We start from the raw sequence: 19,570 nt of genomic DNA, 5'->3' as shown, positions 1-19,570 counted from the left end.
GAAGTTGAGTTGCGAAAACGAACTTCACACTTATGTCGTCCATCGAGATAATCGTTCACGAAGGGTCCACCCAGACCTGACGCCCCCCGACGAGCGACGGAGCCGTCGCTGACGACGCTCCGTTTTCGTGACATCTCGAGCGATGGTGCCCCGCACCATGGAAGGACTTCGTCATGCCTGCTTCACAGCATCCCCGCCGGCACGAGAGCACCACCTCATACCGTTGGATCGGAGCCGTCGCATTCGGCGCCGCATCCGTCCTCGTCCTCGCCGGCTGCAGCGCCGCCGGTGACACGGCGGCCGAGGACGGCACTCAGACCCTCGTCTTCGGACTCTCCGCCGAGCCCGCCACCCCCATCACCGGGATGCAGCAAGGCGGCGCGGTCAACCAGCTGCTCACCATGGTGCATCGAGGTCTGATGACCTACGACGAGACCGGCGCGGTCGTGCCCGGCGTCGCCGAGTCCGTCGACACCAGCGACCCCACGAAGTACATCTTCACGCTGCGCCCCGACCTGACGTTCCACGACGACAGCCCGCTCACGGCTGAGAACGTGAAGAACTCCCTCGACTACTACCGCGACCCGGCCAACGGATCGCAGCTGGCCGCAGGGCTGAAGGACATCACCGACATCGCAGCCGACGGCGACACCGTGACCATCACCCTGGCGCAGCCGAACACGGCCTTCCTGCAGTACCTGGCGCTGCCCTTCGCCGCGATCGTGCCCGACGCGTCGCTCAACGCCGACACCCCGAACTGGGTCGGCGCCGGTCCTTTCGAGATGACGAACCTCGACCAGGGCATCGGCCTCACCGTCGAGAAGAACGACGACTACTACGAGGCCGACGAGGTGTCGCTCGACACCATCGAGGTGAAGTTCTACCCCGACGGCGAAGCGCGCACGAACGCACTGCTCAGCGGGGACGTCGACATGATCGAGTACGTGCCGTGGGAGAACTTCCAGCGCGTCTCGGATGCCGGCCTCACGGTCGATGCTCAGCAGGGCCCCTTCCAGTACGTCCAGTTCAATGTGACGGACGGACCGTTCTCCGACCCGAAGGTTCGACAGGCCGTCGCCTACGCCCTGAACCGCGAGAACGCGGTGACCGCGGCGTTCCAGAGCAACGGCGCCCCGCTCGACGGCATCGTGATCCCCGAAGACGACCCCGCATACGACCCGAAGGCGGCCGAGCTGTGGAGCTACGACCCGGAGAAGGCCAAGGAGCTGCTCGCCGACGCGGGCTACCCCGACGGCTTCTCGGCGACGTTGCTGTCGACCTCGCAGTACACCTTCCTGCAGGACAACGCGCTGTCGGTGCAGGAGGACCTCCGCGCGGTCGGCATCGACGTCACCCTCGACGCCCCCGACTGGTCGACGCGCGTCAGCAAGGGCAACGCCGGCGAGTACGACCTCGCCGTGTCGGGTGACGCCGGTGTGATCACCGACCCGTCGTACCTGCTCAACTGGGTGGTCGACAGCCGCAACTTCAATGTCGGCTGGGGCTACTCGAACGAGACGCTGCGCGGGCTGATCGAAGACGGGCTCCGCGCCGCCGACGATGACGCCGCCAAGAAGGAGATCTACGAGCAGATCGCCGACATCTGGGCCGAAGACGTGCCGTTCGCGTCGATCAACACCCGCGAGCAGGCCTACGCCTACAACGACAAGGTGAAGGGCTTCGAGACGCTGCCAGGGTTCCTGGTGTTCTACAGCTCGCTCAACCTGGCACACGCCTCGGTGGAGTGACTGCGCCGTGATCCTCTTCATCGCGAAGCGGCTGGGGATGGGGGTGGGACTGGTGCTGCTGGTCCTCACCCTCATCTTCTCCGCACTGCAACTCGTCCCCGGCGACCCCGCCGTGCTGCTGCTCAGCACAGGAGACGGCGGGGCGCCCAGCCCGGAGGCCGTCGCGGCCCTCCGCGAGCAGCTCGGCCTCAACCAGCCGCTGATCTCCCAGTACCTCTCGTTCCTCTCCGGTGTGTTCACCGGAGACCTGGGCGAATCCTTCCGCACCTCGCAGCCCGTGCTCGAGGCCATCGGCGCCCGACTGCCCCGCACGCTGCTGCTGGTCGCCTACGCCACCATCCTGTCGATCGTTATCGGCGTCACGATGGGCGCTCTCGCGGCGCGGCGCGGCGGATGGGTCGACACGCTGGTCACGGCGCTCAGCTCGATCGGCGTCGCGCTCCCCGTCTTCGTGTTCGGCGCCGTGCTGATCCTCGTCTTCTCGATCACGCTCGGCCTCTTCCCGGCGGGCGGCTACGTGGATCCGTCCAAGGACTTCCTCGGAGCCCTGAAGACACTCACGCTCCCCGCCATCTCGCTGGCGGTGGGCTTCGCGGCTCAGATCGCACGGATGACGAGGTCGGCCGTGCTCGAGGTGCAGACGCAGGACTGGGTTCGCACCGCGAAGTCGATCGGCCTCGCCCCGATGACGGTGTTCCGCCGGCACGTGCTGCGCAACTCCCTGACGCCGGTGGTCACGGTCGTCGGCATCGGGTTCGGCACGCTGCTCGGGTCGACCGTGCTCGTCGAGCGCGTCTTCAACTACCCCGGCCTGTCGAGCCTGCTCGTCGACGGCGTGACGACCCGCGACTACCCGGTCGTGCAGGGCGTCGTCATCGTGATCGCCATGCTCTTCATCGCGATCAACATCGTCGTCGACATCACCTACGGAATCCTCGACCCGCGAGTGAGGCGAGCATGAAACTCAGTCCCCGCCTGCGTCAGGCGATCACCCCGCTGCGCGCCGTGATGGTCGTGTACCTCGTCATCATCATCGTGCTCATGGCGTTCGCACCACTGCTCGCGCCGTACGACCCGATCGCGCAGAACGTGGCGATCCGCCTGCAGCCGATGTTCAGCCCCGGCCACCTGCTCGGAACCGATGAGCTCGGCCGCGACATCCTCTCGCGCATCATGTTCGGCGCCCAGGTGGAGCTGTTCATCGCCCTCGGCGCGACCGTGCTCGCCACCGTGCTCGGCACCCTGCTCGGCCTCCTCGGCGCCTACTTCAACGGCCTGACGGAGGTCGTCACGATGCGCCTCATCGTCGATGTCATCCTCGCCTTCCCGCCGATCGTGCTCGCACTGCTCGCGGTGACGCTGTACGGCCCCGGCCCCGTGACGCTCATCATCGCGATGGGTGTGCTGTTCGCCCCGATCTTCGCTCGCATCACCTATGGACAGGTGCTGTCGACGAAGCGCGAGGAGTATGTCGACGCGGCGCGCACCTTCGGGGCCCCGACCGTCGTCATCCTGTTCCGCACCGTGCTGGCGAACGTGTCGGCGCCGATCATCGTGCAGTTCTCACTCACGATGGCCGCAGCGATCCTCATGGAGTCCGGGCTCAGCTACCTCGGCCTCGGCGTGGTGCCGCCCACGCCGTCCTGGGGCTCGATGGTCGCGCAGGGCCAGCGGTACCTCACGACCGACCCGCACGTGCTGCTCGTGCCCGGTGCGGTCATCGTGCTGACGATCCTCGCGTTCGGCATCCTCGGCGACGCCCTGCGAGACCTCCTCGACCCGAAAGCGAAGAAGCGCTCATGAACGAACCTCTGCTGCAGGTCGACGGCCTGTCCGTCGAGTTCCAGACGCCGGACGGCTGGCGCCAGGTGACCTACGACGTGTCGTTCAGCGTCGACCGTCGCAAGACGCTCGCGCTCGTGGGCGAGTCGGGCTCGGGCAAGTCGGTCACCGCGATGTCGATCCTCGACCTCCTCCCGCCGAACGCGCGCCGCACCGGACGCATCCTCTTCGACGGCACCGACCTCGTGCCGCTCCGCGACAAGGGTCTGAGGCCTCTGAGGGGCTCGCGCATCGCGACCATCTTCCAGGAGCCGATGACCGCCCTGAACCCGGTCTACACGATCGGGCACCAGCTGATCGAGGCCCTGACGAGCCACCACGACATGGATCGCAAGGCAGCCCGCGAACGTGCCGTGCAGCTGCTGCGCGATGTGCACATGCCCGCGCCCGAGGAGAAGGTCGATCATTACCCGCACCAGCTCTCGGGTGGTCAGCGACAGCGCGCGATGATCGCGATGGCGATCTCGTCCGAGCCCGACCTGCTCATCGCCGACGAGCCGACCACCGCGCTCGACGTCACGGTGCAGGCCGAGATCCTCGATCTGATCGCCGAGCTCCAGGAGCGGATGGGCATGGCGGTGCTCATCATCACCCACGACATGGGCGTGGTCGCCGACGTCGCCGACGAGGTGGTCGTCATGAAGGACGGCCGTGTCGTGGAGGAGGCTGCGTCCGCGCAGCTGTTCACGAGCCCGCAGGAGCCGTACACGCAGGCGCTGCTGGCCGCCGTGCCGCACCTCGGCAAGGCGGATGACTTCCTCTCCGCCGCCCGCAACAAGCTGCGCATCGACGGCGTCACGGCCACAACGCCGCTGCCGGAGACCGTGCTGCGCTTGGAGGAGGCTGTGATCCGCTACCCGGGGCGCTGGCGGCGTCCTGGTTTCCAGGCGATCAACGGCATCGACCTCGAGGTCCAGCGCGGCGAGATCGTCGGGCTGGTCGGCGAATCAGGATCGGGCAAGTCGACGATCGGCAAAGCCGCGATCGGCCTGCTCCCGGTGACCGAGGGCACGCTCGAGGTGCGCGGCGAGCGCATCACCGGTCGCCCTGGTCGCGCGCTGCGCCAGCTGCGACGCCACGTCACGATGGTGTTCCAGGACCCTGCTTCCTCACTCAATCCGCGCCGCACGATCGGTCAGGCGATCTCGGACCCGCTCCTGTGGCAGGGAATCGTCCGCGATCCACGCGCGAGACGAGCACGGGCCAAGGAGCTGCTCGAGCGGGTGCAGCTGAACCCCGACTGGTCGGATCGCTACCCGCACGAGCTCTCGGGCGGACAGCGTCAGCGCATCGGGATCGCGCGCGCGATCGCGACGAATCCGGTGCTGATGATCGCCGACGAACCGACCTCGGCGCTCGACGTGTCGGTGCAGGCGCAGGTGCTCGACCTGTTCCTGGCCCTGCAGCGCGAGCTCGGGTTCTCGTGCCTGTTCATCAGCCACGACCTGTCGGTCGTCGAGACCCTGTCGAACCGGGTGGTCGTGCTCAGACACGGCGACGTCGTCGAGACGGGCCCGACGGAGGAGGTGCTGCATCACCCGCGCGACGAGTACACGCAGCGTCTGATCGCCGCCGCCCCTGTGCCCGACCCGCAGATCCAGCGCGTGCGGCGTGCAGAGCGCCTCGCCCTGAGGAGGGGCTAGGCATGGAGACACGGCGACTGGAGCTGTTCGTGACGCTGGTGGATGCCGGCGGGTTCAAGCAGGCCGCGGACAGCCTCTTCATCACGGCGCCCGCGCTCTCGCAGCAGATCTCGCGGCTCGAGAAGGACGTCGGCGTCGCGCTGGTGGACCGCACGACTCGACCCATCACTCCGACCGATGCCGGACGCGAGTTCTACTACCGATGCCGCCGAGTGCTCGAGGCGATGCAGCACATCACCCAGCTGCTCGACGACCAGCGCAGCCACGAGTTCGGCCGCGTGCGGGTGGGCATCGTGCCCGCCATGATGTTCAGCACGCCGGCACGCGCCGTGCGGCAGTTCATCCGCACGCATCCGACTGCGACGGTGCAGGTGCGCAGCATCCCGACCTCGCTGCTCATCGACGAACTCGAGCAGGGGTCGGTCGACGTCGCCATCCTGCTCACCGAACCCGACCTGAAGGATCTCTCGTCGACTGCGCTGTTCGCCGAGGAGTACCTCGTCGCGCTGCCCGATGACCATCCGCTCGCCGGCGTCGACGAGGTGGACTTCGCCATGCTGCGCAACGAGCGCATCCTGCAGGGTCCGCGCACGGCCAACCCGCGAGGGTACGACGCGGTCGTGACCGCCTGCATGCGCGCGGGTTTCTCGCCGCGCTCTCTCGAAGTCATGGGCTCGTACCTCGACCAGGCGGCGATGGTGTCTGCGGGCATGGGCGTGTGCTTCATCCCCGAGTCCCTGTCGGACATCCCGCAGCACGACGTCGTGTACCGCACGCTCGTGAACCCCTCGGTGGGACTCACCACCTCGATCTCCTGGTTCGACCGTCGTCTCGACGCTGTCGGACGGGCGTTCGTGCAGCACTGCATCACCGAGCTCTCCGTTCCGGAGAGCCTCACAACGAAAGAAGGAGCATCATGAAGTTCGCGATCGGCCAGATGGTCTCGGGCGCCGACAAGGCCGCCAACCTGGCGGAGATCACTCGCCTGACCGAGGAGGCGGCGGCTGCCGGCGCTCGCCTCGCGGTCTTCCCCGAGTTCGCCATGTTCGACGTCCCGACGCTCGACGCGGAGTTCGTCAAGCAGGGCGAGCCGCTCGACGGACCGTTCGTCACCGGCCTCGCCCAGCTCGCCCGCCGCACCGGCGTCTCCATCGTCGCCGGGATGCTCGAGGCGATCGACGGCGAGGACCGAGGGTACAACACGCTTGTGCTCGTCACCCCCGACGAGGGCCTCTCGCGCGTCTATCACAAGCTCCACCTGTACGACGCGTTCGGCTTCCTGGAATCGGATCACATCCGCCCTGGCGACATCGCCGGACCGGTGACCTTCACCGTCGACGACGTCACCGTCGGGATGCTCACCTGCTACGACCTGCGCTTCCCCGAGGCCGCTCGCGAGCATGCCGACGCCGGAGTGGACCTGCTCCTGTACCCCGCCGCGTGGATGCCGGGAGCCCGCAAGGAGGACCACTGGAACACCCTCGCGCGGGCCCGCGCGATCGAGAACACCCTCTACGTCGCCGCGGTGTCGCAGGGACCGTCCGTCGGCACCGGTGGCAGCATCATCGTCGATCCGATGGGCATCACCCTCGGCGAGATCGGCGAGAGCACGGGGATCGCCGTCGCGGACGCCCGCCCGGATCGAGTCGCGCAGGTGCGCGCCCTGAACCCGTCGCTGGCCAACCGTCGCTTCTCCGTCGTCGCATCCGCCTGACGCCGGCCACTCCAGAACACCGAAAGGAACATCATGACCCACACACTCAAGCAGGGCGCCTGGCTCTCGGACGGAAGCAGCGCGATCGGCGAGATCGTCGCGGGCCTTGGTTACGATTTCGTCGTGCTCGACATCGAGCACGGCTCATTCGATCTCGCCACCCTCGAGCGCTTCATCCCCCTGCTCAAGGGCCTCGGTCTCGAGGTGCTGTCGAAGGTGCTCGTCCCTGAGCGCGGCGCGATCCAGCAGGCCCTCGACTTCGGCTCCGACGGCGTGATCATCCCGCACATCGAAGGGCTCGAGCACGCCAAGCGCATCACCGACTTCGCGAAGTTCCCGCCTCTGGGCTCTCGCAGCCTCGCAGGCGGACGGACCATGAGCTACCGCGGCTACTCAGACGAATGGATCGCGGCTCAGGATCGCGACATCAAGGTCTTCCCGATGGTCGAGGACCCGCGCGCGCTTCGTGACATCGACGAGATCGCGGCGCTGCCCACGGTCGACGGCATCTTCATCGGCCCGGGGGATCTCGCGGCGATGAGCGGCCGCGGCGCGTACCGCCAGACCGAGGCGGACTTCGACGACTTCCGGAAGGTGATCGCCGCGGCGCGTGCGAACGGCAAGCCGTGGGTTCTGCCGGCATGGACCACCGTCGAGAAGGAGTTCGCGATCGCCGAGAACGCCGACTACGTGCTCCTGACAATGCAGCACGCTGCGATCTCGGAGGGGTACGGCAACGCACGCGACCTCATGGATCGCCTCCTCGCCGGCGCCTCGGTGCCGGCCTGACATCTGCCGAGCGCATCGACCGCAGGGCTCGCCTTCCCGAGGAGGGCCCTGCGGTCGATCGCGTCGCCGCGACGCACCCGGATGCGATCGCACCGGCCTCATGAACCGCTGGCCGGCGAGTGTGTCAACCCTCTCGACCCTCCCGCGAACCGGCACGATCGTGGACTCCCACCGAACCGAGGAGTCAGCATGAGCGACAGCACGCCACAGAACCAGCCGGCCGAGAACGAGAACGAGCCCACCGGGCAGGAGCTGCTCGCGAACGGCCTCGACGACGGCACCGGCGACCCGAACGACGACCGCGCCTACCTCATGGACACGGCGCCGGCGCAGGTCGACGACGAGGCCGTGCGCGAGCACGCCGCCGAGGAGGACGCTGCTGACGAGAGGGACGCCGGGGAGTAGCATCCCGGGCATGACCATCCGCTTCGAGAACGTCGGCATCGCCGTGCGCGACCTCGACGAGGCCATCTCGTTCTTCACCGCTCTCGGCCTCACCCTCGTCGGGCGCGACGAGGTCAGCGGCGACTGGGCCGACACGGCAGTCGGGCTCGACGGCAACCACGCGAGGATCGCGATGCTGCAGACGCCGGAGGGCGACGGCCGGATCGAGCTGTTCGAGTACGTGCATCCGGACGCGATCGAGACCGACCCCACCCTGCCGAACGAGATAGGCATGCACCGGGTCGCGTTCTCGGTCGACGATCTCGACCAGGCGCTGGCGATCGCCGCGCAGCACGGATGCCACCCGCTGCGCGGCGTCGCCGAGTACCAGGGGGTCTACCGGCTCACCTATCTGCGTGGACCGAGCGGCATCCTCGTGATGCTGGCCGAAGACCTCACCCGCACCAGGGAGGCATCATGAGCGTCCGCGTCGCCGACGTCGGCCCCGACGAGAACCTCGAGGGGTACCTGATCGGGTCGCCGGTCAGCATCATCCGCGAGTTCGACTCCCGCCCGGGGTCGGGGCCGCGCCTGCACAGGCATCCGTACGCCGAGACCTTCGTCATCCACCGCGGACGGGCGCTGTTCACCGTGGGTGACGAACAGCTGGTCGGCGTCGGCGGGCAGATCCTCGTCGTGCCGGCCCTCGTCTGGCACCGCTTCGAGGTGCTCGAGGGCGGCACCTACGAGGCGACGCATGTCCACGCCAACGACCGGTTCGTCACCGAGTGGGCCGAGTCGTAGACATCCGCCGATCCGCTCACCGGACACACGTCGGCAGGAAACACGGATGTCGGTCGAGAGTGGAGCTATCGACCGACATCCGTCTTCTGCGCCGACATGTGTGCGTGCTGACGGATCCCTGACGCTCGCGCGCTCTCAGGACGCCGTGTCCGACTGGCCGCTGTCGCTCGACTCCGACTTGCGGCCACCGGCCTCGAGGACGTCACCGGCGGGCAGCTCCTTGTGGCCGCCGAACTGCAGTCGCATAGCCGAGAGCACCTGGTTGGCGAACTTGTCCTCATCGCGCGACGCGAACCGCTCGAACAGCGACGCGGCGAGCACGGGCACCGGCACACCGACGTCGACCGCGGCCTTGACCGTCCAGCGGCCCTCGCCCGAGTCCGAGACGCGACCGGCCAGACCGTCGAGCGTGGGGTTCTCGTTCAGCGCGGTCGCGGTCAGGTCGAGCAGCCACGACGAGATCACCGATCCGCGGCGCCACAGCTCGGTGACCTTCGCGGTGTCGATCGGGAACTGGTAGAACTCCGGCTCTTCGAGCGGGGCGACCTCGGCCGAGTGCTCGGCCTCGCGCACGCCGGCATCTGCGTTCTCGATCAGGTTGAGGCCCTCGGCGATCGCGGCCATGATGCCGTACTCGATGCCGTTGTGCACCATCTTCACGAAGTGCCCCGCACCGGCGGGGCCGCAGTGCAGGTACCCCTGCTCCTCGGGGGCCAGGTCGCCGGTGCGGCCCGGCGTGCGCTCGATCTCGCCGACTCCGGGCGCGATGGTCTTCAGCAGCGGCTCGATGTGCTGCACCGCGGCATCCGACCCGCCGACCATCAGGCAGTACCCGCGCTCGAGACCGAAAACGCCGCCGCTCGTGCCGACGTCGACGTACTCGAGGCCGCGCTCGCGCATCGCGACGGCGCGGCGCACGTCGTCGCGGTAGTTCGAGTTGCCGCCGTCGATGATGATGTCGCCCTCGTCGAGCAGGTCGGCGACCTGGTCGACGATCCTGCCGGTGAGGCCGGCGGGGACCATCAGCCAGATGACGCGCGGTGCCTCGAGCTTCGAGACGAAGTCGTTCAGGTCGCTCGCGCCGACCGCACCGTCGGCGACGAGCGCCTCGACGGCCTCCTGGTTGACGTCGTAGCCGACGCATTCGTGTCCGTCGCGCATCAGACGGCGCACGATGTTGGCGCCCATTCGTCCGAGTCCGATCATTCCCAGCTGCATCATGTCTCCCGTCGATTCGGCGTTCCCATCGTCACGCACGGCCGGACGGCCTGGCAACCCCTGCGCCCGCGTGCTCCGTGGGCGCTAGGGTGTGCGGATGGTCAGTCGTGAGTCGCTCGCCGCGCAGCGGACGGATGCGGCCGCGCGCGCCGCGCATGCGGCATCCGCCCTCGCTTCGCTCGTGCACGACCGTCAGGGCTCGAACGACGACGACGAGCACGACCCGGAGGGCGTCACCCTGTCGTCGGAGTGGTCGCGCCTGTCGGCGCTGGCCGATGCAGCGGCCGACGAGGTGCGTCAGTACGACGAGGCTCTCGAGCGGTGGGATGCCGGTGCGTACGGCGTCTGCGCTTCGTGCGGCCGCCCGATTCCGGAGGCGCGGCTGGAGGTGCGGCCGTTCGCGCGCCTGTGCGTGCCGTGCGCGGAGAAGGCCGGCTGACGGTGTGAAGGCCGGCTGACGCGCGCCGGGTCGGGGGGCACCGCCCTCTCGGATGCGGCTCAGAATCGGCCGTCGCGCACGGCCCATTTCGTCGGCTTGGATGAAAGCGGCAGACCTCGCTGGATCCACTGCGCCTGCCACTGCACCAGCTGCGCTGCCGACACATCGGGGTAGCCGAACAGCCGCATGCACTTCGTCGAGTCGCTCAGCAGAGCGCTGCTCTCGGGCTGCCCCTCGAGCACGGGCTCTGCGTGCAGCAGCAGTCCGAACTCGCGCGCCAGCTTCTCGACACTCAGCAGCTCGGGCCCGGCGAGGTTGACGATGAAGGGCTCGGGTGCAGCGTGACCGAGGCTGCGGAGCACCACCTCGTTCGCGTATCCCTGCCATACGACATTGACGTTGGCGGTGGCCAGAGAGACCGGCTCCCCGGACGCGACTGCCTGGCCGATGTCGGCGAGCACGCCGTATCTCAGGTCGACCGCGTAGTTCAGACGAACGATCGCGACCGACGTTCCCCGCTCTCGAGCAGCGAACTCGAACACCCGCTCCCGCCCGAGACACGACTGGGCGTACTCCCCGATCGGGGCCGGAGTCGTCGTCTCATCCGCGCCGCCGGTGGTGGGCGCCACGAACGGGTAGACGTTCCCCGTAGAGAACACCACGATCGTCGCGCCCCGGTACCGACGGGCGATCCGGTCGGGCAATGCGGCGTTGACCTCCCATGCCCATGAGGCATTGGTCGCCGCCCCGAACTTCGCGCCGACCATGAAGATCACGTCATCGGCATCCGGAAGGGCGGAGAGGTCGTCGCTGTCGACGAGGTCGAAGGGGATCACCGTGACCCCCGCCGCCTCGAGCCGATCGCGAGACTGCCCATCACCGAACCGCGATACGGCGTAGACCCTGTCACCGGTCCGACCCGCGGCGTCCATCGCGCGACGGGCGAGGATGGCGAGAGTGGGCCCCATCTTGCCTCCCGCCCCCAGCAGCACCAGGTCTCCGCTGCGCCGCCTCATGTCGTCGATGAGCGACGAGCGCGGCTCGGTCAGCGCATCCTCCAGCTCCTGCTCCGACGTGAAACCATCTGCCCGGATCGATTCGCCGCTCATCCCGCTCCCTTGCTCTGAGAAATCGATTCAATTATGCCACAGTACTGTGATAATTCAATCACCAATCGCACATCACCCCCTCAATCGGGCCGTATCGCGGCGTCTCGACCCCGCGGCGCCGTTTGGCCATTGTGTTACGTTTACTCCACCGTCGATCAGCTGGGAGGGCACATGAACGATTCCGATCGCCTCTCGCTGCCGGCCCGCACAGCCGTGCATCTGCGCGACTCCGGCTCCGCGACCGTGACCGACCTCGCCCGCGCCCTCGACATCTCCCGCACCTCCGTCGAGAGCTCGCTCGCTCAGCTCTCTGCGATGGGGATCGTGACCGAGACGGCATCGCCGGCCGGACCGCGCACCGCCGGGCGCCCCGCGCGAACCTATGAGTTCCGGTCAGGAGCCGGAGTGGTCGCCGGCATCGACGTCGGCACTCACAGCGTGCGCGTTCTGCTCGCCGACCTCTCCGGAACCGTGCTCTCGAGGCACAGCTTCCCCGGCGTGGACACCGCATCGACCGGCGCCGAGCAGATCGACGCCGTCATCAGCCACCTGCGCACCGCTCTCGCCGCAGACGGAGTGGATCCGGCGGCTCTGCGTGCGATCGGCGTCTCCCTCCCCGGCATCGTCGACGTCAGTGGCCGGGTTCTGACCTCCGTGATCATCCCCGGGTGGGCGAGCATCGATCTGCCCGCGCAGTTCCAGAGTGCGTTCGGCTGCCCGCTGGCGATCGACAACGGCGTGCGTCTCGCCGCTCTGGCAGAACACCACCTCGGTGCGGCGCGCCTCGTCGACGACGTCCTCTACGTCTCGGTCGGCACACGCGTCGCGGCGGGAGCGATCCTCGGCGGACTAGCTCGACGCGGATCGCACAACGTGGCCGGCGACATCGGACGTCTCGCCGTCAGCCAGAGCGATCCCACGACGGGTGAGATCGTCTGGCGCACCGCTCCCACCGGCGAAGAGGTCGCCCAGCGGGCCGCATCCGGCGATCTGGACGCGCGCGACGAGATCGAGCAGCTCATCGACGACCTCGGTCGCAGCATCGCGCTGCTCACCATGGCCCTCGACCCCGCCATCGTCGTCGTCGGCGGCGGCATGTCCCTCGCACGCGATGCGTTCCGCGAGCCGCTGGCCCGTGCAGTCGCACGACACACCGCCCTTCCGTTCGAACTCCCCATCGTGAGCGCCGCGCTGGGCGCGGACGCGGCCGCCTACGGGGCGGTCGTGTTCGCCTTCGACCGATGCGCAGACGCGATCCACGGCGGCGTCGCGCTGCCGCGCCCGCGGATCGTTCCGCTCGCAGCAGGCTGAGCGAGTCGTCGCGCGAGAGCGGGCGTCCGCGAGAGCGGGCCGTCCGCGAGAGCGGGCGTCAGCCGTCCGCCACAGCCGCCAAGACCAGCTCCGCCGCCTGAAGGGTCTGCAGGGCGCCGTCGAGTCCTACACGCAGCTGCTCTCCGCCACGGATCGCTCGCATGAGTCCGAGGTACTGCGTCCGCAGGGCGGCATCGGCATCCACCGAATCCCAGCGGAACTCCCGGGTGCCACCTCGATCGTCGATGTGGACGAGCCCCGCCTGGGTGTCCTCGACCCAGGCGGTTCCTCGATCGCCGGTAAGGGTGAGCCTCATGCGCGGCCCACCTCTGGCGACCAGACTCGCCTCGAGAACGCCCAGGCTCCCGCCGGAAAAGCGCAGCGCCGCCGCGAGACTCTCCTCCACGTCGACGCCCGGGACGCGTGACGTCACCCGGAACCCGTGCGCCTCGTCCGGCACGCCGAGGAACCAGATCAGCAGGTCGAGGGCATGCCATCCGTGGTTCAGCAGGTTCCCTCCGCCCTCCGCCGATCTGCCGCGCCAGCCCGCGTCGGTGAAGTACGCATCGTCACGCCATACAGACGTGTCGAGATGGGCCGTGCCGACCCTCCCGAGCATCCCCTGACGAAGAGCCTCCTTCACGGCGGCTCCGCCCTCCTGAAAACGGCGTTGGCTGACGACGTCGACGAGCAGCCCCCGCCGATCCGCTTCCTCAGCCAGCGTCGCGCACTCGGCGACCGACCGCGCGAGAGGCTTCTCGAGCAGCACGTGCGCGCCCCCACGCAGGGCCTGGAGCGCGACGTCGACATGCGCCGCGGTGGGCACGATGACAGTGGCGATGTCGGGCTGCACCGCGACGCATGCCTGCTCGACGCCCGTGAAGGCCGTCGACTCGAACTCGGCGGCCAGCTGGCCCGCGCGCTGGGCGTCGCGATCGACGACCGCGACCAGCTCGAGCTCCGCGATGCCACGGATGGCGTTGGCGTGGGCGCGAGCATATGCCCCCGCACCGATGAGCACGACCTTCACGGGTCGACTCTCCTTTCCGACGATGCGCGATCGTCCCTTGACGTCAGTCGAGCACCGTCGAGTAATCGACGCCGTTGACCGTGAGGATGGAGGGTGCGAGAACGGCGACGCCGTTCACCTTGCGGAACAGCTGGTCACGAGCGACGATATCGGTCCCCACCTGCAGCAGGTCGCCATCCGGAGTCGTGACCGCGGATGAGTGCACGGTCGCCGACTGCTGCTGCGAGATCTTCGCCGACGCGGTCTCGGCCGCGAAGGTCTGAGCGTCGGCGAGCGAGGCGCATGCTCCGGTCCGCGCATAGAGGGTGACCGCTGCACGCTCCGCGAGCAGAGTGGTGCGGCTCGGCGAGGTGAACTGGGTTATCGCGAACCGCGCCATCCCGATATCCGACCCTGCCTGGTCGACCACGAAGGCGGCCTGCGGCGTCTGTCCGTCGATCCCGTCGGCGCGGAGCACGCGCACGGCGATGCAGCTGTCTCCCTCCCACAGAGTGACCGTCGAGGTGAGAGATGCGGGCGTCGAACCCAGCACCGTGGTGTCGACCACGCCACCATCGAGCAGAACTGCTTCGGATCCAGCCGGGATCATCACGTTCGTCTCGAACGACGAGGTCCGCGTTCCAGCCGGACGCAGATCCAGCTGGGTGAGCAGATCACCGCCCTTCTGTGCGGTCACCGGGTGCAGGATCGCGTGCAGGGGCGCAGATCCCGGGTAGGTCTTGCCATAGGGGTCTGTTCCTGCGGCCGGCACGATGCTCACCGTTCCGACCGCCGGATCGCTGCCGACCGCGCTGATGCTGATCGCCTTGTCATACGGCGTGGGTGCGCCCATACCGGGGATCACATTCGTGAAGCTCTCACTCGTGCTCCCCATCGCACGTCCGTCCTGAATGTAGGCGTAGCGGTCGAGGAAGCGATTCGGGTCGGTCTTCGCCTCGACGATCTTGGGAGAGGTGGTCGCCAGCGCACGATGTGCGGTACCCGGGTGATAGACCTCGCCGCCACGATAGGAGACGAGCACCTGGTAGTTGAAGACCGAGTACGAGTCGAGCGGTCGCGTGCGCCAGTCCTCGACCCGGAGGAAGTACGCAGGACCGCTGGAATGCGTCCAGTCGTACTCGCGGGATGACGATCCGGCCATCGTCTCGGAGGCGGGGAGGAAGTTCGCCGCGATGTCGTACCAGAAGAAGTCCAGCGCCTTGCGGAACTCGTCACGCAGCACGGGGTCCTGCACGTACCCGTGACCCATCATCAGCGCACCCAGGTCGATCCCGTAGTAGACCGTCGAACCGTACTCGCGGATGCCCCACTCCCGCGTGTACTGCAGCCAGTCCCGCCAGCGCTCGACCCCCGCCTGGTACAGCGCGGCATCACCCGCACCCTGACCGACGAGGATCATCTGCACATCGCGCAGGAGACGGGCGTTGGTGTAACCGAGCTGGGCGTGAGGCGCCTCGAGCGTCGAGCGGGAGGCGAGGACGAACCGGTCGCGGATCACCTGCTGCTGCGCCGGGGTGAACTGGGTGAAGTACTGAGGCGCGTTCAGGATGCCGGCGCCGAGAAGCAGCGAGAACGACGTCGCGTTGATCTCGGGCGTGCCGTTGGGCCCTACGACGACCTCCACCCCTGTTCCCGTCTGCGACGCTGTCCAGGCGGACGGGGCGTCATCGTCGATGGACGAGCCGCTGAGCGCCATGGAGTCGAGCGACACCTGCACGGCGAAGTTGGTGACCCCTCTCTTCTCGAGAAGTCGGAAGGAGACGGTCGTGCTGGCCGCGCCGGATGTCTGCGCTGAGACGTCGACGCTCACGTGCTCCCACGCGGTCGTACCGCCCGACACGTCGCGTTCCCAGACCACCTGTCCGCCGACCAGCGCCTGGAACACGTGGTAGTTGGCCTGCACCGCCGTGACCGAATCCCTGACATCGAACGTGAGCACATGGGGCCCCGCCTCGAGCTCGGCCGTGCGCGCGACCTGCGATGCCGCTCCCGCCGACGTCGGTGTGCTCGGCGCGACGGTGAACTGGTGGCACTCCACGCCGTACCAGCAATCGCCCCAGATGTCGTTCGGCAGCGAACCGTACGCCTCGTGCGAGGGGTCCATGATCTGATGGTCGAGCACCAGCTGCAGCGCCTCCCACGCCGCCACCGGGTCGGAGTGCTCGGCGAGCTCATGGGCGACGACGCTCATCATCCGTCGTGCAGTCACCTGTGGTGTCCGCTCGTACATGGAGGCCTGGAAGTCGTCCACCTCGGCTACCACGCCCTGAGCGATCTCTCCCAGACGGTCCTGCCACGTCACGGTCGTCGCACCGCTGGGGGAAGCGGCCGCCGAAGCGATCGTCCCTGTCGCGAGCGCAGCGGTCAGTACTGCCGCGCTGAGCGCGGTCCATCGTCGAAACGTCATCGTCTCTCCTTCGTGGGCTGTAGATGCGGGGGAACGTGCTCAGCCCTTGAGACCGCTGAAGGCGATGCCCTCGATGACGCGGCGCTGCAAGAGGATGAACACGATGAGGATGGGGATGGTCGCCATGACGCTGCCGGCCATGATGACGGGGTAGTCGGTGATCTGGTCGCCTTGCAGCGTGGCGAGACCTACGGTCAGCGTCATGGTCTCCTGCCGGGTGTTCACGATCAGCGGCCACATGAGGTCGTTCCAGGAGTAGAGCACGGCGAGCACGGCGAGCGTGACCAGTGCTGGGCTCGCCAGGGGCAGCGTGACGTGCCAGAACGATCGCCATGGATTGCAGCCGTCGAGTTCTGCTGCCTCGTCAAGCTCCATCGGCAGGGTCAGGAAGTACTGGCGCAGCAGGAAGGTGCCGAACGCGTTGAACATTCCCGGGACGATCAGCGCCTGGAGGGTGTTCAGCCAGCCGAGGCTCGACATGATCTGGAACTGCGGCAGGAGGAACAGCTCACCCGGCACCATGAGCACCGAGAGGAACACGATGAAGATCAGGTCCCTGCCGGGGAATCGCAGACGCGCGAACGCATAGGCGGCGAGCGCGCAGAACACGAGCTGCGCGATGGTCCTGCCCAGTGTCATCAGCACGGTGTTGACGAACATCTGCCCGAAGGGCAGCACGTCGAACACCTCGGCGTAGTTGGCGAGATCCCAGACCTCGGGAAGCATCGTCGGGGGCACGAGGATCGATTCGCCGTAGGTCTTCACGCTGGTCAGCGCCTGCCATGCGAACGGGAACACCATCAGCAGCGCCCCTGCGGCGAGCACGAGGTGGCTGACCGTCGACACCGCGACGTCTCTGGGTCGACGGGGCGCGGTCGCGACACGATCACGCATAGTGGACCACCTTCTTCTGGACGGCGAACTGCGCGAGCGTCAGCAGCATGATCAGCACGAGGAGCACGACGGCGATGGCGGCGCCGTACCCCTTGTCGTTGAGCTCGAACGTGCGCTCGAAGAACAGATAGACGATCGTCTTCGCCTGCGGCAGGGCTGGATTCATCCGCCCGATCATGATGAAGACGAGGTCGAAGATCTGAATCGAGCGCATGACCGTGATGACTGTCAGGAAGAACGTCGTGGGGCTCACGAGAGGAACGGTGACCGAGATGAACTGGCGCAGCCCGCCTGCGCCGTCCAGCGCGGCCGCCTCATAGATCTCCGGTGGGATGCTGCGCAGCCCGGCCGAGAGGATGACGACGTTGTAGCCGATCACCGACCAGATCCCCACGATGACCATCGCGAACATCACGGTGTCGCCGTTGCTGATCCAGTTGGTGCCGCTGAGCCCGATGCCGCTGAGCGCGGCGTTGAGCACGCCGAACTCGCCGTTGTAGATCCAGCGCCACATGATCGCGATGGCGACGGGCATGGTCACCATCGGCACGAAGTACAGCACCTGATAGACCGATCGTCCTCTCAGCCCCGGCCTGTTGAGCATGGCGGCGATCACGATGCTCAGCGGCACCGAGACCAGCACTCCGAGGGTGTAGAGCCCGCTGTTGCCGAGGGTGCGGTAGAACTCCTCGTCGGCCATCAGCCGGAGGTAGTTCTCCCAGCCGACCCACTCCTGACCGCCGAACGGCTTCCACTCGGTGAAGCTGAAGGCGATGCTCTGGACCACCGGCCAGAGGTAGAAGATCCCCAGGCCGAGCCCGAGCGGGGCGATCATCAGGTACCCCCAGAGAACATGTCCGGGGCGATAGCGACGAGGTCTGCGCAGGCGTGACACGTCTTCTCCGTTCTCAGAGAGTGGGGCCGGGTCGGGTTGCCCGACCCCACCGCGATAGCACTACCGCTCTTCAGCGAGGACTGCGTCGATGTCGCTCGTGAGCTGAGCGAGACCAGCGTCGAGAGGCACCTCGCCACCGAGGATCTTCGTCATCGCGTCGACCTCGAGACTCGTCCACTTCGGCGTGTTGAGGGTGGCGGGCAGCGCGAACGCGGCTCCCAGGGACTCCTCGTAGAGCTCGGTGAGCGCGAAGGGCGAGCCCTCGGCCCAGTCCCGCCACTTGTCTCCGAAGGCCGGGGCCTTGTCCTGCACGTCGATGCGGATCTGCGCCGCCTGCTCCGAGGCGGTGAACGCGGCGAACCTGGCGGCCATCTCGAGGTTGGGCGACTTCGCGTTCACGGCCGACACCAGCGAGTTCACGCTGACGCCTTCTCTGGCGCCGGCCGGCAGGGGCGCCACATCGACGATGGATGCGAGCGCAGCATCGTCGGTGTACGGACCGACGTTCCACGTGCCGCTGTAGTACATCGCGAGCTTGCCGCTCGGGAACAGCTGGTGTGCGGGCGTCTCGGCCAGCTGCGCCACGCCGGGAGAGTGTCCCGCTTCGATGAACTGGCGCCAGAACTCGATGCCAGCCTTCGCCTCGGCCGTGTCCCAGTTGCTGCTGCTGCCGTCGGCCGAGAGCGCCTCGGTGCCCGCCTGATACACGGTGTTGTAGTAGTTGGACTGCGAATCGACGCTCGCCGCGATGCCGAAGACGCCGTTCGCCGGGTCGGTGAGTGCCGCAGCGGCGGTCTTCACGTCGTCCCACGTCCATTCGGCCGTCGGGTAGGCGAGACCGGCGGCATCGAAGAGCTGCTTGTTGTACCAGAGGCCGATCGTGTCGAGGTCCTGGGGCAGTCCGTACTGCGCGCCATCCCAGGTGTACTTCTCGACGATCGACTCCGGATACTCGCCCAGGTCGATGGACTCCGCCTCGATCACGTCGTCCAGCGGGGCCAGCACGCCATTGCTGGCGTACAGGGGCAGGTTGAGGTGATTCATCCAGAACACGTCAGGTGCCGAATCGCCCTGGAGCGAGGTCTGCAGCTTCGTCCAGTACTCGCTGATCGGCGTGAGCTCGATCTCGATCGTGACTCCGGGGTTGGCCTTCTCGAAAGCGTCTGCCATGGCGCGGAACGTCGGCTCCTGGTTGACGTTCCACATCCCGTACCGCAGCACGATCTCATCGGAGCCGTTCGGGTCTCCGCCCTTGACCGTGCCTCCGGCGCAGGCCGTGAGCGCGAAGAGCGCTCCGATCCCCGCGATGGCGCTCAGCCGGTGAATGCCCTTCATGTCTTCCT

General features: G+C 67.7%; 19 protein-coding genes. 12 read left to right on the top strand and 7 right to left on the bottom strand.

Going from position 1 to position 19,570, the window contains the following annotated elements; genetic code table 11:
• The first annotated feature begins 173 nt into the window (after positions 1–173).
• The 10 genes from FVO59_RS06400 (at position 174) to FVO59_RS06355 (ending at position 8,924) form a co-directional block, all read left to right on the top strand.
• Positions 174–1,748, top strand: a complete 1,575-nt coding sequence (locus tag FVO59_RS06400) for an ABC transporter substrate-binding protein (RefSeq protein ID WP_182255812.1) — start codon at positions 174–176, stop codon at positions 1,746–1,748.
• A gap of 7 nt (positions 1,749–1,755) precedes the next feature.
• Positions 1,756–2,709, top strand: coding sequence for an ABC transporter permease (locus FVO59_RS06395; RefSeq protein WP_220465705.1), 954 nt, complete (start codon positions 1,756–1,758; stop codon positions 2,707–2,709).
• Entirely contained in the window at positions 2,706–3,551 is an 846-nt protein-coding gene (locus tag FVO59_RS06390; RefSeq protein ID WP_182255810.1) for an ABC transporter permease, read from the top strand. The genes FVO59_RS06395 and FVO59_RS06390 overlap by 4 nt, the downstream gene beginning before the upstream one ends.
• Positions 3,548–5,233 (top strand): ABC transporter ATP-binding protein, encoded by a 1,686-nt coding sequence (locus tag FVO59_RS06385; protein ID WP_182255808.1) that lies wholly within the window; start codon positions 3,548–3,550, stop codon positions 5,231–5,233. Before FVO59_RS06390 ends, FVO59_RS06385 begins: the two co-directional genes overlap by 4 nt.
• A gap of 2 nt (positions 5,234–5,235) precedes the next feature.
• The gene (locus tag FVO59_RS06380; protein ID WP_182255806.1) at positions 5,236–6,153 is read left to right on the top strand and encodes a LysR family transcriptional regulator; all 918 of its coding nucleotides are present in this window, start codon (positions 5,236–5,238) and stop codon (positions 6,151–6,153) included.
• A complete protein-coding gene (locus tag FVO59_RS06375) occupies positions 6,150–6,947 on the top strand; it encodes a carbon-nitrogen hydrolase family protein (protein WP_182255804.1) in 798 nt (265 codons plus the stop codon). Before FVO59_RS06380 ends, FVO59_RS06375 begins: the two co-directional genes overlap by 4 nt.
• Positions 6,948–6,980: 33 nt before the next feature.
• Positions 6,981–7,736: an HpcH/HpaI aldolase family protein gene (locus FVO59_RS06370; protein ID WP_182255802.1), complete on the top strand. Its 756-nt coding sequence runs from the start codon at positions 6,981–6,983 to the stop codon at positions 7,734–7,736.
• Between the two features lie 189 nt (positions 7,737–7,925).
• Entirely contained in the window at positions 7,926–8,141 is a 216-nt protein-coding gene (locus FVO59_RS06365) for a hypothetical protein (RefSeq protein WP_182255800.1), read from the top strand.
• A gap of 10 nt (positions 8,142–8,151) precedes the next feature.
• Positions 8,152–8,601, top strand: coding sequence for a VOC family protein (locus tag FVO59_RS06360; protein ID WP_182255798.1), 450 nt, complete (start codon positions 8,152–8,154; stop codon positions 8,599–8,601).
• Positions 8,598–8,924: a cupin domain-containing protein gene (locus FVO59_RS06355; protein WP_182255796.1), complete on the top strand. Its 327-nt coding sequence runs from the start codon at positions 8,598–8,600 to the stop codon at positions 8,922–8,924. Before FVO59_RS06360 ends, FVO59_RS06355 begins: the two co-directional genes overlap by 4 nt.
• Positions 8,925–9,059: 135 nt before the next feature.
• Here FVO59_RS06355 and gnd read toward each other — a convergent pair whose 3' ends face one another.
• On the bottom strand, positions 9,060–10,145 hold the full coding sequence (gene gnd, locus FVO59_RS06350; RefSeq protein WP_259363477.1) for a phosphogluconate dehydrogenase (NAD(+)-dependent, decarboxylating): 1,086 nt from the start codon (positions 10,143–10,145) through the stop codon (positions 9,060–9,062).
• Positions 10,146–10,239: 94 nt separating this feature from the next.
• On the opposite strand from gnd, the gene FVO59_RS06345 reads away from it, so the two are divergent.
• A complete protein-coding gene (locus FVO59_RS06345) occupies positions 10,240–10,581 on the top strand; it encodes a TraR/DksA family transcriptional regulator (protein WP_182255794.1) in 342 nt (113 codons plus the stop codon).
• Between the two features lie 59 nt (positions 10,582–10,640).
• On the opposite strand, the gene FVO59_RS06340 is transcribed toward FVO59_RS06345, so the two are convergent.
• Entirely contained in the window at positions 10,641–11,690 is a 1,050-nt protein-coding gene (locus tag FVO59_RS06340) for an NAD-dependent epimerase/dehydratase family protein (protein WP_182255792.1), read from the bottom strand.
• A gap of 171 nt (positions 11,691–11,861) precedes the next feature.
• Here FVO59_RS06340 and FVO59_RS06335 point away from each other — a divergent pair, with 171 nt between their 5' ends.
• Entirely contained in the window at positions 11,862–13,001 is a 1,140-nt protein-coding gene (locus tag FVO59_RS06335; RefSeq protein ID WP_182255790.1) for an ROK family transcriptional regulator, read from the top strand.
• A 58-nt stretch (positions 13,002–13,059) separates the two neighbouring features.
• Here FVO59_RS06335 and FVO59_RS06330 read toward each other — a convergent pair whose 3' ends face one another.
• The 5 genes from FVO59_RS06330 to FVO59_RS06310 all read right to left on the bottom strand — a co-directional run bounded on the left by FVO59_RS06330 (position 13,060) and on the right by FVO59_RS06310 (position 19,562).
• Positions 13,060–14,031: a Gfo/Idh/MocA family protein gene (locus FVO59_RS06330; protein WP_182255788.1), complete on the bottom strand. Its 972-nt coding sequence runs from the start codon at positions 14,029–14,031 to the stop codon at positions 13,060–13,062.
• A 43-nt stretch (positions 14,032–14,074) separates the two neighbouring features.
• Positions 14,075–16,438: a DUF8769 domain-containing protein gene (locus tag FVO59_RS06325; RefSeq protein WP_182255786.1), complete on the bottom strand. Its 2,364-nt coding sequence runs from the start codon at positions 16,436–16,438 to the stop codon at positions 14,075–14,077.
• Positions 16,439–16,477: 39 nt separating this feature from the next.
• On the bottom strand, positions 16,478–17,332 hold the full coding sequence (locus FVO59_RS06320; RefSeq protein ID WP_182255784.1) for a carbohydrate ABC transporter permease: 855 nt from the start codon (positions 17,330–17,332) through the stop codon (positions 16,478–16,480).
• Entirely contained in the window at positions 17,325–18,167 is an 843-nt protein-coding gene (locus FVO59_RS06315; RefSeq protein WP_182255782.1) for a carbohydrate ABC transporter permease, read from the bottom strand. Before FVO59_RS06315 ends, FVO59_RS06320 begins: the two co-directional genes overlap by 8 nt.
• A 120-nt stretch (positions 18,168–18,287) precedes the next feature.
• On the bottom strand, positions 18,288–19,562 hold the full coding sequence (locus tag FVO59_RS06310) for an ABC transporter substrate-binding protein (protein ID WP_182255780.1): 1,275 nt from the start codon (positions 19,560–19,562) through the stop codon (positions 18,288–18,290).
• Between the last annotated feature and the right edge of the window lie 8 nt (positions 19,563–19,570).

The sequence above is a fragment of the Microbacterium esteraromaticum genome, from assembly GCF_014084045.1.
Classification (GTDB): domain Bacteria; phylum Actinomycetota; class Actinomycetes; order Actinomycetales; family Microbacteriaceae; genus Microbacterium; species Microbacterium esteraromaticum_D.
Note: the sequence above shows the minus strand (reverse complement) of the source record. Positions and strands in the feature narration are given on the sequence as shown.